The following is a 12,712-nucleotide window of genomic DNA, read 5'->3' as shown; positions in this document are numbered from 1 at the left end:
CCCGCGGAAAGATCGGCTGAAGCGCTGAGCCCGCGGCGAGGGGGCGCGAGATGGGGTCCGCGCCCCCGAGGCCGCGATCAGCGATAGCGCGACGACGCAGCGGCGAGGTAGGCCAGCAGCTCGTCCTCGTCGTCGCTGATGATGCGGTCGACGCCGTCCTCGCGGCTATGGCGCCGGACCTGCAGCGCCCCGGCGGAGGTCCCCACGAGGACGGCCACGCACCCGAAGCCGCGCGCCGCGGCGGTCCGCAGGCGCAGCGTCGCCTCTTCGAACTTCGGGTCGTTTCGCCCCGGCGCCGCGCGGATGTCCAGGAGCAGCGACATCGCGCTCCGGTGGACCGGGGCGAGCGCCGCGGTGACCTCCATGCACCGCTGCTCGATCTGCTCGAGGGAATCGAACGGCGCGGCGGTCCGCGTGACCCGCACGATCCTCGCCGTGGGATCGACGGCCACGATGAAATGGACGTTGCGCAGGACCTCGGGCATGCGCGCTCCACCATCGTACCGTGGATCCCCTCCCGCGCCGAGCCGCAGCGCCCGTTCGGACGCCCGCGCCGCGCGGCGATTACATCGAGCGCGGTCCCGGATTCTGAGCAGCTTGGGAGTCTCCACCGCGCCCGCTCACCATGTTTGGGCCCGGCCGCTGCCGAGCACGGCGGTCATGCCCGGCGGTCGTCGCTGTGCACGGCGTGGCCATCCGCGCCCGGGCAGCCGCCCGGACCCGCGGCGCGGCGCGTGGCATCCTCCGTGCTCGCGCCGCAGCGGTGGCGCCGGCGCTCGTCGCCGCGTCAGCGGGGGGGTCGCATGCCGCTGCGGATCGAGGACTATGCGCTGCTCGGGGACACACAGACCGCGGCGCTGGTCGGGCGCGACGGATCCATCGACTGGCTGTGCCTGCCGCGCTTCGATTCGGCCGCCTGCTTCGCCGCCCTGCTCGGCGCGCCGGAGCACGGCCGCTTCCGGATCGCGCCGAAGGACCCGGCGCCCCGCGTCGCGCGCCGCTACCGCGAGGGCACGCTCGTGCTCGAGACCGAGTTCACCACGGCCGAAGGCGCGGTGCGGCTCGTGGACTGCATGCCGCTGCGCGGGAGGGCGCCCGACGTCGTGCGCGTCGTCGAGGGCGTGCGCGGCCGGGTCCCGGTCTCCCTCGAGCTCGTCATTCGCTTCGACTACGGCTCGATCGTGCCCTGGGTGCGCTCGATCGGCGGCGCGCTGCGCGCGGTGGCCGGGCCCGACGCGCTGATCCTGCGCGCGGGGGTGCCGCTCCACGGCGCGGGGCTCGCCACGGTCGCCGACTTCGACGTCCACGAGGGGCAGCGCATCCCCTTCGTGCTCACCTGGCACCCGTCGAACGAGCCGCCGCCCGAGGCGCTCGACGCCGACCGCGAGGTGACGAACACCGAGGCGTGGTGGCGCGCCTGGTCGAGCCGCTGCGCCCACGCCGGACCGTGGAGGGAAGCGGTCGTCTCGTCGCTCGTCGCGCTCAAGGCGCTCACCCACGCGCCCACCGGCGGGCTCGTCGCGGCGCCCACGACCTCGCTCCCCGAGCGGATCGGCGGCGTGCGCAACTGGGACTACCGCTACTGCTGGCTGCGCGACGCGACCCTCACGCTCTACGCGCTGCTGCTCGGCGGCTACAGCGAGGAGGCCGCCGCCTGGCGCGACTGGCTCCTGCGCGCCATCGCCGGCGACCCCTCGAAGCTCCAGATCCTCTACGGCGTCGCGGGCGAGCGGCGCCTCCGCGAGATCGAGCTCCCCTGGCTGCCGGGCTACGAGGGCTCGCGGCCGGTGCGCGCCGGCAACGCCGCGGTCTCGCAGCTCCAGCTCGATGTCTACGGCGAGGTGATGGACACGATGTACCAGGCGCGCCGCTCCGGCCTCGCGCCGGAGCCGGACGCCTGGCGCCTGCAGCGCAAGCTGATGGACTTCCTCGAGTCGAACTGGCGCCGGCCCGACGAGGGCATCTGGGAGGTGCGGGGCCGGCCGCGCCCGTTCACCTACTCGCGGGTGATGGCCTGGGTCGCGTTCGATCGCGCCGTGAAGACCGTGGAGCAGCTCGGGCTGGAAGGCCCGGTCGACCGCTGGCGCGCGCTGCGCGACGCGGTGCACGCCGAGGTGTGCGAGAAGGGGTTCGACCGGGGCCGGGGCGCGTTCACGCAGTCGTACGGCAGCCAGGAGCTCGACGCGAGCGCGCTGCTCATCCCGCTCGTGGGCTTCCTCCCGCCGGACGACCCGCGCATCGCGGGCACGGTGCGCGCGGTCGAGCGCGAGCTCCTGCGCGGTGGCTTCGTGCTCCGCTACCGGACCGGCCCGGCTGGGGCGGCCGACGGCCTGCCTGGCGGCGAGGGGGTGTTCCTCGCGTGCAGCTTCTGGCTGGCGGACTGCTATGCCCTCTTGGGCCGCACCGCCGAGGCGCGGGCGCTCTACGAGCGGCTGCTCGCCCTGCGCAACGACGTCGGCCTGCTCTCGGAGGAGTACGATCCCGCGAGCGAGCGGCTGCTCGGGAATTTCCCCCAGGCGTTCAGCCATCTGGCGCTGGTCGACACCGCGTTCAATCTTGCCCTGGACCGCGCAGGGCCCGCGGCCCATCGATCTCGTTGAGGCTCACAAGAAAGGAGAGCTCGATGCGCGCAATCACGGTCGAGCCCGGCAAGCCGAGCTCCGGGCGCCTGGAAGACATCCCCGAGCCGCCCAGCGCGCACGGGTCGGTGCTGGTCAAGACGCTCGCCGTCGGCGTGTGCGGCACGGACGTCGAGATCGTGAGCGGCGGTTACGGGTGGGCGCCGCCGGGCAAGGCGCGGCTCGTGATCGGGCACGAGTCGCTCGGCGAGGTGCTCGAGGCGCCGCCCGGGAGCGGGCTCGACCGGGGGGACTGGGTGGTGGGGATCGTGCGCCGCCCCGACCCGGTCCCGTGCGCGAGCTGCGCGGTGGGCGAGTGGGACATGTGCCGCAACGGCCGCTACACCGAGCGCGGCATCAAGGAGATCGACGGCTACGCCTCGGAGCGGTACCGCATCGAGCCCGAGTTCGCGGTGGTCGTCGACAAGAAGCTCGGCGAGCGCGGCGTGCTGCTCGAGCCGGCGAGCGTCGTGGCCAAGGCGTGGGACCAGATCGAGCGCATCGGCGCGCGGACGACCTGGAAGCCGCGGAGCGCGCTCGTCACCGGGGCGGGCCCCATCGGCCTGCTCGCGGCGCTGCTCGGCGTGGAGCGCGGCCTCGAGGTGCGCGTGCTCGACCGGGTGACCGAGGGACCGAAGCCCGGCCTCGTGCGCGACCTCGGGGCGACGTACCACGCGAGCAGCGTGCGGGAGGCCGGGGCGGGCGTGGACGTGGTCATCGAGTGCACGGGGGTCGGGCGGCTCATCTACGACGCGATGCAGATCGTGGCGCCGGTCGGCCTCGTGTGCCTCGCCGGCGTGTCCTCGGGCGGGCGGACGCTCCCGGTCGACGTGCAGGGCCTGAACCGCGAGATGGTGCTCGAGAACACGGTCGTCTTCGGCACGGTCAACGCGAACCGGCGGCACTACGAGGCGGCCGCCGCGTCGCTCGCCCGGGCGGATCAAGGCTGGCTCGACCGCCTCCTCACCCGCCGCGTCCCGCTCGACCGCTGGGCCGAGGCGCTCGTGCGAAAGCCGGCGGACGTGAAGCCCGTCATCGCCTTCGCGTGAGCGCGCCGGCGCCGCCGGAGGAGGGACCTCTCGGGCCCGCGGAACAGGGGCCTTTATGGATCACTCGATGCCGCAGTCGGGCGCCGAGCTCGGGTCGGCGACCCACGCCGCGAGGCGCGCAGTCCCGGCGTCGCCCCACGCGTCGCGCGCCAGCCGATTGAGCCGGCACCACTCATGGCGTGTCTGCTGGATCGCGAGCGACTTCGCCGCCAGGTGCTGCGCCGTGCGATCGGTCAATGAAGTCTTGTCCTTGCTGAGCTCGTCGTGCGTCATCGCGACCGGAGGCGGACAGTAGTTCCCCGGCTCGTACTCGACCGTACCCGAGACGAGGCCATATTTGTTCGTCCGCTGGACCCGGACCGTCACGATGGCGTACTCCGGGTACGGGGCGTCGGCGTCGCGCGTCACCGCCGCTCGCTTCGGCTTATCGCCCTGCACGACGATGAAGCCCGTCGACGGGATCGCGGAATACGGCGCGAGCGCGGGGAAAGCGGTGAGCGACTGGTCCACGAGGACGTCGCCGCCGAGCTCGACCCAGTTCGTGTGTGCATAGAAATCCTGCACCGCGTGAAGCGAACGCCCGAAGGCCAGCATGGCCAGGGCGTCTCCGTCCAGGAGCGGGAGGCCCGGGCCCAGCGCGCGCACCGCCTCGGCTTGCTTCGCGGCGACGAAGGCGGCGCCTCCGCTGAAGTTGCAGTCATCGAAGTGGGCGGTATTGCTGAAATGGTACGCGACGTCCGTGGACACGTTTCCGACCTTCAGGGCGGTGAGCACGGAGGGCTTCAGGAACGACAGGGCCGTGTGGGTGATCTCCTCGTGGTTCGGCTCACCGGGCGCCGTCGAGAATGCATCGGCGCTCTCGTCGAGCGCCTCCGCGGTTTCAGCTTCGCCGACGCAGCCGAGCGTCAGCGTGAGACCCATGATTGCCAGTCCGAGAGCGGCGTGATGTTGCATGTCCCGTGAGATTGCAAGCCACGATCCAGGCGTGCGAGCTGAGCGTCTGTCGAGAGAAACGCATGAGAGGGTTTGCAACGATGCGCCGGAGTCCGACGACGACATGTAATCACATATCGTTACCGTTCATGCGCGACCTGCACGCGCGCCCCACTGCGACATTCCGCTACGCGCGCCGCGGAGGGCGCGTGTTGGTCGAATGACCTCCGGGGTCGTCTGGCCGACGCTCCGGCGGGCCTCCTTGACAAGGGGGGGTAATCGTCAGATACGCTACCGTTCCATGATGGCCGGGGCCGGGGCTTGCGTGCGGCCGTCGTTTCGACCGAGAGAAGAGCAGCATATGACCGCGGCATTCCGACCCGCCAACTACCGAGACGTGGGTGAAATGCTCGGGCTCTGGTTCGACGTGTCGCCAATCCCTGCGGGCCGGCTGCTCCGCGGCGGGCGCTTCGATCTCATGACGACGGCCGGCGATCTCGGCTCGCCCAGTACGATCCTGAACCTCCGACGCGGCCCCGATCCTGCGCATCTCCCGGGCGTCAGGTACGTACATGTCGCCGCGGAGGATGACCTCGAGAACTACGACACCCGGCAGCGCCGGGTGAGGAGCTGGCTCGGCAAGGCCCTCTCCGTGCTCGCGACCCCCGATCTCGCGTGGCCGGTCTACGTCCACTGCACGTCGGGAAGAGACCGGACCGGCGTCGTCATCGCGGCGGCGCTCCTCGCGATCGGCGTGCCACGGCAGGTCGTCGCGGAGGAGTACATGCTCAGCGACGGCGCCGACCCGATCGCGATCGATCGGGCCATCGACGGCATCCTGGACTGGCTGCCGCCGACCGAATTCGACCCGACGAGGCTGCGGGCCGCGCTCGGCTCGGGCGGACGCGGCCGAGCCGGCTGAATCGACGGCGAGCCCGGGGCAGGGCTACGGCAAGCCGAACGCGAACAGCGTGTTTCCCGGCGTGCCGATCCCGAAGCTCTCGTAGCCGCTCCCCCAGTACACCGTGCCGCGCGCCACCGCCGGCCCGGCGCTGACCGAGCCGTCGGCCGGATGGCTCCAGAGGATCGCGCCCGTCGCGGCGCTCAGGGCGTGCACGTCGCCGCTCATCGAGCCGGCGTAGAGCACGCCGTTCGCGACCGTCAACGGCCCCCGATCCTGCGCGCCCGGCGTGGGATCGGGCGTCTGCCACAGGATGTCGCCCGTGGCGGCGTCGAGCGCGCTCCACGATCCCCACGAGACGACCTGGCCGGAGGGCTGCAGCGTGTACTCGACCCCACCGTTGTTGCCGATCGGCACGTAGATCCGGCTCTCGTCCACGGCGACTCCCCACATGATGCCGCCGAGCTCCCCGCCGGGGCCGACCAGCGTGCTCCACACCACGCTCCCGTCGTCCCGGTCGAGCGCCCAGAAGATGCCGCTCTTCTGGCCGGCGCCGACGAGATCGCGGCGCTCCGCCCCCGCGCCGGCCGAGAACAGCGTGGCGCCCGTGCCGAAGTCGTAATCCGGGCCCGCCGGATCAGGGCACCAGTCGCCGCCGAAGTAGCACGCCCCGGTCCAGGCATCGAAGCCCTGGAGCCGCCGCGCCCACTTCAGCGCGCCGGTGTCGAGGTCGAGCGCGAGGACCGCATCGATATAGTTGTCGGCCGGGAGGCAGGCCTCTACGGCGAGGGCGTCGTCGCCGGCCGCCTCCACGCACGCGGAGACGGCCGGAGGCACGGTGTAGTTGTTGCCGGTGGTCACGTACAAGGTGCGACGCCCGAGGTCGATCGCGGGCGCGCCCCCCCAGACGGCGCCGCCGGTGAAACCGGCGGGGACCAAGTAGCGCTGCCAGAGCACCTCCCCGGTCACCGCGTCGAGCGCCACCACGCTGCCGCGGAACGAGCAGCACGGATACGCGTTGTCCGCCGCGAAGAGCTCCTCGCGCGAGGAGACGCCCACGTACACGCGCCCGCCGTGCACGACGGGAGACTGCGTGATGATCGCCGCCGGGTGCGGGTCGAGCTGCGTCTTCCACAGGAGATCGCCGGTGCGGCTGTCCACGGCGAGCATGTGCGCGCCGGCCTGGGTGCCGACGAACAGCATGTGGCCGTGGAGCGCGGGGCTCGTGCGCGAGACGGCGTCCGCCGTGCCCGTGAGGCTCGGGATCGCGCGCGTCCAGATGGGGACCCCGGTCTCGGCGTCGAGCTTGTACAGGTTGCCGCCCCCGTCCGGAAAGTACACCGCGCTGTGGTCGACGGCCGGCGTCGCGGGGACGATGCCAGTCGTCGTGAAAGCCCACTTCACGGAGAGCGAACCGACGTTGGCCGGCCCGATCTCGTTCTCGTCGGACGCGTGGTGCGTGTTGGCGAGATCCTTGCCGTAGACCGTCCAGCGCCCGGCGCCCGTGCCCATCGCGGTGCGACCTTGGGCGACATAGAGCACGGCGAGACATGCGGCGGCCGCGACCGCGGACCGCGCCCAGAAGATGCGCTTCATGATGATCCTCCTGGGGCATCGAGGTGAGCGGCGATCGGCGGCCCGGCACGCCCGTTCCATCCTCGCTGCAACAAGACACCCCGGACATACGTCACGCGGAATCGAGCTGCGTGTCAATCGGATAGAGAGGATGGCCGAAGCGCTCGTGACATGGCCGGGTCCGGTTACCGCGACGCAGGTTTGAGCACCTCGGTACGATCGACCAGACGCGTGGTCATCGTTGTAGGGAAAGAGGCAGCGAGTGCTAAACATCGGCCCGTGACCTCACCCCTGCTCTCTCCTTTCTCCTTCCCGAACGGCCTCACCGCCAGGAACCGCGTTTGGCTCGCCCCGCTCACGAACGGGCAAAGCCACGACGACGGCTCCCTGGGCGACGACGAGCTCCGCTGGCTCTCCTGCCGCGCGCAAGGCGGCTTCGGCGTGGTCGAGACCTGCGCCGCCCACGTCGCCGAGGACGGCCATGCCTGGAAGGGCGAGCTCGGCATCTTCGCCGACCGGCTCCTGCCCGGCCTGCGCCGGCTCGCGGCCGCGATCGCCGCCCCCGGCGCGCTGGGCCTCGTCCAGCTCTTTCACGGCGGCCTCCGCGCCAATCCGCAGGTGTCCGGCCTGCCCACGTGGAGCGCCAGCGCCGTCGCCGAGCCGGACCTGCCCGTCCCCCGCGCCGCCACCGAGCAAGACATCCTCGCCGTGATCGACCGCTTCCGCGACGCCGCGGCGCGGGCGCTCCTCGCCGGCTTCGCGGGCGTCGAGCTGCACGGCGCGCACGGCTACCTCCTCGGCCAGTTCCTGTCCGCCACCCAGAACCGCCGCACGGATCGCTGGGGCGGCGCGTGGGAGAACCGGGCGCGCCTGCTGCGCGAGACCCTCCGGGCGGTCCGCGCCGCGGTGCCCGCGTCCTTCGTGGTCGGCGTGCGCCTGTCGCCCGAGGACTGGGGCCAGGCCAAGGGGCTCGACCTCGACGAGAACCTCGAGCTCGCCCGCTGGCTCGTCGACGACGGCGCCGACTTCCTCCACCTCTCGCTGTGGGACGCGAGCAAGCCCTCGCGGAAGCGCCCGGACGCGCACCCGCTGCCGCTGTTCCGCGAGGCGGTGGGGGCGAGCCTGCCGCTCGTGGTCGCCGGCGGCGTCTGGACGCGCGTCGAGGCCGAGGCGCTCCTCGACAAGGGCGCCACCGCGGTCGCGCTGGGGCGCGCCGGCATCGCCAACCCCGACTGGCCGCAGCGGATCGCCGATCCCACCTGGGAGCCGCGGCGGCCGCCGCTCACGCGCGCCGAGCTGATCGAGCGCGGCGTCTCCGAGACCTTCGCCGGGTACCTGCGGCGATGGAAAGGCTTCGTGGCCGACTGAGGGGCCGCCCCCGCCCCGCTCACGTCCCGCAGAACGTGTACTGCACGCGCTCGTCCAGCTGCGGGGGCTCGCTCAGATGGGCGAGCTCCGGCTGATCCTCGTACGGTCGCTCGAGCACCCGCACGAACGTCTCGAAGGGCTCGAAGTCGCCGCGGATCGCCGCCTGGATGAGCGCCTCGATCCGGTGGTTGCGCGGGATGAACGCGGGGTTGACGAGCCGCATCGCCCGCGCGCGCGCCTCGGACGCGACGTCCTCCCTGGCGAGCCGCCGGCGCCACGCCTCGGCCCAGTCGCGGAAGGCGCCGGGCTCCGCGAACAGCGAGGCCACCTGCGCGTCGGCGGCGGGGTCCTCCGCCGACGCGCACAGCCGGCGAAAGAAGAGCGTGTAATCGACGCCGTTCGACGCGAGCCGCTCCAGCAGATCGGCGGCGAGCGCGAGGTCGTCGTCCTCCTCGCGCGCGAGCCCCAGCTTCGCCCGCAAGACGCGCTCGTGCGCCTCCACGAACAGGCCGGTGAAGCGCTGCACGCGCTCGGTCGCCAGGCGAACGGCCTCGTCCTTGTCGTCGGCGAGGAGCGGCAGCAGCGCCTCGGCGAGCCGCAGCATGTTCCACTGGGCGATGCCCGGCTGGTTCCCGAAGGCGTAGCGGCCGCCGCGATCGATCGAGCTGAACTTCTTCTCGGGATCGTACTCGTCGAGGAACGCGCACGGCCCGTAGTCGATGGTCTCGCCGGAGATCGAGGTGTTGTCGGTGTTCATCACGCCGTGCACGAAGCCGACGCCCAGCCAGCGCGCGACGAGGCTCGCCTGCGCCTCGATGACGCGGTCGAGCAGCGCCAGCGCGTCGTTGCCGCTGCCCGCCGCCTCGGGGTAGTGCCGGGCGAGCGCGTACGACGCCAGGGTGGAGAGCGCCTCGCGGTCGCCGCGCGCGGCGAAGAACTGGAACGTGCCCACGCGGAGGTGGCTCGCGGCCACGCGCGTGAGCACCGCGCCCGGGAGCACCTCCTCGCGGAAGACCGGCTCGCCCGTGGTCACGGCGGCGAGCGCGCGCGTCGTCGGCACGCCGAGCGCCGCCATGGCCTCGCTCACGACGTACTCGCGCAGCACCGGCCCGAGCGCGGCGCGCCCGTCTCCGCCGCGCGAGAACGGCGTCCGCCCCGCGCCCTTGAGCTGGATGTCGCGCCGCTTGCCGTCCTTGCCGACGACCTCGCCGAGCAGGATGGCCCGGCCGTCCCCGAGCTGATTCACGAAGCTGCCGAACTGGTGCCCCGCGTACGCGAGCGCGATCGGCTCCGCGCCCTCGGGCAGCGCGTTGCCCGAGAGCACCTCTGCCCCCTGCGCGGACGCGAGCTGCTCCGCGTCGAGCCCGAGCACCTCCGCGAGCGCGCGGTTGACCTTCACGACGCGCGGCTCGCGGACCTTGGCGGGGGAGACGCGCGCGTAGAACCGGTCCGGGAGCCGGGCGTAGGTGTTGTCGAAGGCGAGCTTCATCGGGGAGCCTCGGGGCGGGTGGGGGCCAGCAGCGTCCTCGGAGGCGTCGCTCTGCCGGCGTCTGCCGAGGTTCTACTGCAATCCGCGCCCTCGCGCCGCCCCGCAAACGAGCGATCGCGGCGGCGCCGGGGGCGCCCCGATCACTCGTACCACGTCGGCACGATCGCCCGCACCTCGGGCAGCGCGGCGATGCGGCAGACCTTGTCCCAGGCCGCGTCCTCGAGCGCGCCGTGGCGCGCGGCGCACTCGGCGTCTCCCGTGGGGAAGAAGTACAGCGTCTCCGCGGGCACATCGCACCCGGCGCGCCCGCGCGACGAGCCCGCCTGGATCGTCGGCGCGATGTCCCGCACGCGGGCGAGGAGCGCCTCGTCGCCCGTCGGCAGGCAGAACTCGACGGATCCGTCGTTCGCGCACCCCGTCTCCCTGGTGAACGCGAGCTTCTCGGTCGGGCACGTGGCCGTGGGCGGCCGAGGCCCCTCGACCTGCCCTTCCCCCGGCGCCGACGGCGGCGCGGACGTGCAGCTCGAGAGGCACGCCATCAGCAAACCGGGGATGGTGAATCGTCGCATGGATCTCCTCCCGGGTCGCGTCGCCGGCTCGCCGGTCTCGACAGTGTAGAGGCGGCCTTCACGTGGCGCTCGCGCGGCGCGCCCCCGGGCGCGCCGCGAGGTCGCCGAGGGCGACCGCGACGAGGCCACCTGGCGCGCGGCCGGCCCCCGGCGGCCGTCCGCGGCGTCTTCGCGCCGTGCGCCGCGCGCGGGGCGCCTCGGATGTCCCGACCATCGCAGCATCGGTGTGGGGGCCTCTCATCTCGTCTGCTTGACGCCGGCACATCGAGCCGTAGGCTTGCTTCATACAGGCCGCGCTTCACGCGCTCCGTTCGAGGCGTACTGCGACGGCGCGGTATAGGCACCACGTGCCCTGAAGAGGGCTGATGACGAGAGAGCGCTGCTGCTGGATCGTGACATGAGACGTGGCGGCGAGGCGATCACCTCAGCCGGCGCGGCATCGCCGACGGATGCGCACCGCCAGACATGGCGGGCCTGACAATTCGGGGGGGATCATGTCCACGATTCGGATCGGCGCCATCGCGCTCGCGATGCTTGCGACCTCGGTCGGATGCGCGCATTCCAAGGGCCGCCGGCCCGACGCGCGCGCCGTGTTTCTCGACCAGGGATGGGGTCGAGAGGAACGCCAGATCTTCTATCACAGGTCCCAGGGGACCAGGCTCCTGCCGCTCGCGTGGTTTCTGGCGCTCGAGCAGCAGGATAGCGCGCGGCCGTTCGTCGCGAGCGACTATGTGACGCGCTATCGCTTCATTCCAGATCCAGATATCGAGAGCAACCCGGAGCGCTTCCCGGTGGGCCTCGCCAAGGACGTCGACCCGGCGACCCGCGAGGCGTACGTCGGGTTCACCTGCGGGGCCTGCCACACCCGCGAGATCACCTACCGCGGCGCGCGCATCCGGATCGACGGCGGGCCGGCCGGGATCGACGTTGTCGCCTTCACCGATGCGGTCCTGAGCGCGCTCGCCCTCACCTACAGGACGCCGGAGAAGCTCGATCGCTTCGCCAGGGCGGTCCTCAAGGACGGGTACAACGAGGCTTCCCGGCGCGGCCTCGAGGAGCGCATGAAGGAGGCGCTCGCGCCGGCCCGGCTGCGGGCGCTCACCGGGGGCGAGGCGGGAGCCCACGCCACGGTGTCGGGCTTCGGCAGGCTGGACGCGCTCGGGCGCGCTGGCAACCTGCTGTTCGGGTCGCTCAGCCCGGAGAACCTGCGCGCGACGAACGCGCCGGTGGACTACCCCCACCTATGGGACACGTCGAGCTACGACTGGGTGCAGTGGAACGGATCCATCATGCAACCCATGGGGCGCAACATCGGGGAGGCCCTGGGCGTGGGCACCCACACGTCGTTCCGCGTGCCGTCGCAGGGCTCCGCGGTGCGCGTCGAATCCAGCATTCGCGTGGACAACCTGCATCTGCTCGAGCAGCAGCTGGAGAAGCTCCGGTCTCCGCGGTGGCCCGAGCACCTGTTCGGCCGCATCGATCCGGAGCGCGCCGCGCGCGGCTGGCGCCTCTTCACGACGCACTGCGCGCGCTGTCACGAGCCGCGCCTGAGCCCCCCCGACCCGCACGGCAAGCGCTTCCGGATGGTGACGATGACCCCGCTCGACGAGATCGGCACGGATCCCACCCACGCCGTCAGCTTCAACGAACGCACGGCCGATCTGAGCGCGCTCGGGCTCGGAACGATGGGAATGGCAGCCGCGCTGGAGCGCGCGACCTCGGCGATTCGTGAGACGAAGTACGACGAGCTCGGCCTGTCCGCGGAGCGCAGGCTCGAGTGGGACGGGTATCGCCCGAACCGGTGGCGCGCGCCGCTCGCGTACAAGGCGCGCGAGCTGAACGGGATCTGGGCGACGGCGCCCTACCTCCACAACGGCTCGGTCCCGAGCCTGTACGAGCTCCTCCTGCCGGCAGACCGGCGCTCCAAGCGGTTCCACGTCGGCAGCGCGGAGTTCGACCCCGAGCGCGTCGGCCTCCGGGTGGAGCCGTCCCAGCGGGCGTTCGAGTTCGCGACGGACGTGACCGGCAACTCGAACGCCGGACACGAGTACCGGGACGGGCCGCGGGGCCGCGGCGTCATCGGGCCCGCGCTGACCGAGCAGGAGCGATGGGACCTCGTGGAGTATCTGAAGACGCTGTGACCGGCGCGCCGCGGGGCCTTCTTCGGCGTACCGGATGCACCAGGACGTCGCGAGCGCCGGGTTCCCGAA

At 72.4% G+C, this 12,712-nt stretch carries 10 protein-coding genes; 5 read left to right on the top strand and 5 right to left on the bottom strand.

The window, feature by feature from the left end; genetic code table 11:
* Positions 1-77 precede the first annotated feature (77 nt).
* A complete protein-coding gene (locus tag NQZ70_RS17070; protein ID WP_129575154.1) occupies positions 78-485 on the bottom strand; it encodes a hypothetical protein in 408 nt (135 codons plus the stop codon).
* 318 nt (positions 486-803) lie between these two features.
* On the opposite strand from NQZ70_RS17070, the gene NQZ70_RS17065 reads away from it, so the two are divergent.
* Together NQZ70_RS17065 and NQZ70_RS17060 are read left to right on the top strand one after the other, a co-directional pair.
* Entirely contained in the window at positions 804-2,600 is a 1,797-nt protein-coding gene (locus NQZ70_RS17065; protein WP_129575153.1) for a glycoside hydrolase family 15 protein, read from the top strand.
* Positions 2,601-2,623: 23 nt separating this feature from the next.
* Positions 2,624-3,667, top strand: a complete 1,044-nt coding sequence (locus NQZ70_RS17060) for a glucose 1-dehydrogenase (RefSeq protein WP_129575152.1) — start codon at positions 2,624-2,626, stop codon at positions 3,665-3,667.
* A gap of 60 nt (positions 3,668-3,727) precedes the next feature.
* On the opposite strand, the gene NQZ70_RS17055 is transcribed toward NQZ70_RS17060, so the two are convergent.
* Positions 3,728-4,588 carry a hypothetical protein gene (locus NQZ70_RS17055; RefSeq protein ID WP_129575151.1) on the bottom strand — a complete coding sequence of 287 codons (861 nt, stop codon included), beginning with the start codon at positions 4,586-4,588 and terminating at the stop codon, positions 3,728-3,730.
* Positions 4,589-4,961: 373 nt separating this feature from the next.
* Here NQZ70_RS17055 and NQZ70_RS17050 point away from each other — a divergent pair, with 373 nt between their 5' ends.
* Positions 4,962-5,522, top strand: a complete 561-nt coding sequence (locus NQZ70_RS17050; RefSeq protein ID WP_129575150.1) for a tyrosine-protein phosphatase — start codon at positions 4,962-4,964, stop codon at positions 5,520-5,522.
* Between the two features lie 24 nt (positions 5,523-5,546).
* Here the strand turns inward: NQZ70_RS17050 and NQZ70_RS17045 are convergent, their stop codons facing one another.
* Positions 5,547-7,097, bottom strand: a complete 1,551-nt coding sequence (locus NQZ70_RS17045; protein WP_129575149.1) for a PQQ-binding-like beta-propeller repeat protein — start codon at positions 7,095-7,097, stop codon at positions 5,547-5,549.
* A 258-nt stretch (positions 7,098-7,355) separates the two neighbouring features.
* Here NQZ70_RS17045 and NQZ70_RS17040 point away from each other — a divergent pair, with 258 nt between their 5' ends.
* Positions 7,356-8,444 carry a HisA/HisF-related TIM barrel protein gene (locus tag NQZ70_RS17040; RefSeq protein ID WP_129575148.1) on the top strand — a complete coding sequence of 363 codons (1,089 nt, stop codon included), beginning with the start codon at positions 7,356-7,358 and terminating at the stop codon, positions 8,442-8,444.
* 19 nt (positions 8,445-8,463) lie between these two features.
* Here the strand turns inward: NQZ70_RS17040 and NQZ70_RS17035 are convergent, their stop codons facing one another.
* Both NQZ70_RS17035 and NQZ70_RS17030 read right to left on the bottom strand, forming a co-directional pair.
* A complete protein-coding gene (locus NQZ70_RS17035) occupies positions 8,464-9,933 on the bottom strand; it encodes a YdiU family protein (protein ID WP_129575147.1) in 1,470 nt (489 codons plus the stop codon).
* A gap of 140 nt (positions 9,934-10,073) precedes the next feature.
* The gene (locus tag NQZ70_RS17030) at positions 10,074-10,502 is read right to left on the bottom strand and encodes a hypothetical protein (RefSeq protein ID WP_129575146.1); all 429 of its coding nucleotides are present in this window, start codon (positions 10,500-10,502) and stop codon (positions 10,074-10,076) included.
* A 494-nt stretch (positions 10,503-10,996) separates the two neighbouring features.
* Here NQZ70_RS17030 and NQZ70_RS17025 point away from each other — a divergent pair, with 494 nt between their 5' ends.
* On the top strand, positions 10,997-12,643 hold the full coding sequence (locus NQZ70_RS17025) for a di-heme-cytochrome C peroxidase (RefSeq protein ID WP_129575145.1): 1,647 nt from the start codon (positions 10,997-10,999) through the stop codon (positions 12,641-12,643).
* The last annotated feature ends 69 nt before the right edge of the window (positions 12,644-12,712 follow it).

The organism is Sorangium sp. So ce836 (genome assembly GCF_028553905.1).
Taxonomy (GTDB): domain Bacteria; phylum Myxococcota_A; class Polyangia; order Polyangiales; family Polyangiaceae; genus Sorangium; species Sorangium cellulosum_D.
This window is presented reverse-complemented; position numbering and strand designations above follow the sequence as displayed.

What these genes read in the sequence shown, in the direction of transcription:
- NQZ70_RS17070 (WP_129575154.1), bottom strand. Translation starts at nt 485, where the DNA reads ATGCCCGAGGTCCTGCGCAACGTCCATTTCATCGTGGCCGTCGATCCC.
- NQZ70_RS17065 (WP_129575153.1), top strand. Translation starts at nt 804, where the DNA reads ATGCCGCTGCGGATCGAGGACTATGCGCTGCTCGGGGACACACAGACC.
- NQZ70_RS17060 (WP_129575152.1), top strand. Translation starts at nt 2,624, where the DNA reads ATGCGCGCAATCACGGTCGAGCCCGGCAAGCCGAGCTCCGGGCGCCTG.
- NQZ70_RS17055 (WP_129575151.1), bottom strand. Translation starts at nt 4,588, where the DNA reads ATGGGTCTCACGCTGACGCTCGGCTGCGTCGGCGAAGCTGAAACCGCG.
- NQZ70_RS17050 (WP_129575150.1), top strand. Translation starts at nt 4,962, where the DNA reads ATGACCGCGGCATTCCGACCCGCCAACTACCGAGACGTGGGTGAAATG.
- NQZ70_RS17045 (WP_129575149.1), bottom strand. Translation starts at nt 7,097, where the DNA reads ATGAAGCGCATCTTCTGGGCGCGGTCCGCGGTCGCGGCCGCCGCATGT.
- NQZ70_RS17035 (WP_129575147.1), bottom strand. Translation starts at nt 9,933, where the DNA reads ATGAAGCTCGCCTTCGACAACACCTACGCCCGGCTCCCGGACCGGTTC.
- NQZ70_RS17030 (WP_129575146.1), bottom strand. Translation starts at nt 10,502, where the DNA reads ATGCGACGATTCACCATCCCCGGTTTGCTGATGGCGTGCCTCTCGAGC.
- NQZ70_RS17025 (WP_129575145.1), top strand. Translation starts at nt 10,997, where the DNA reads ATGTCCACGATTCGGATCGGCGCCATCGCGCTCGCGATGCTTGCGACC.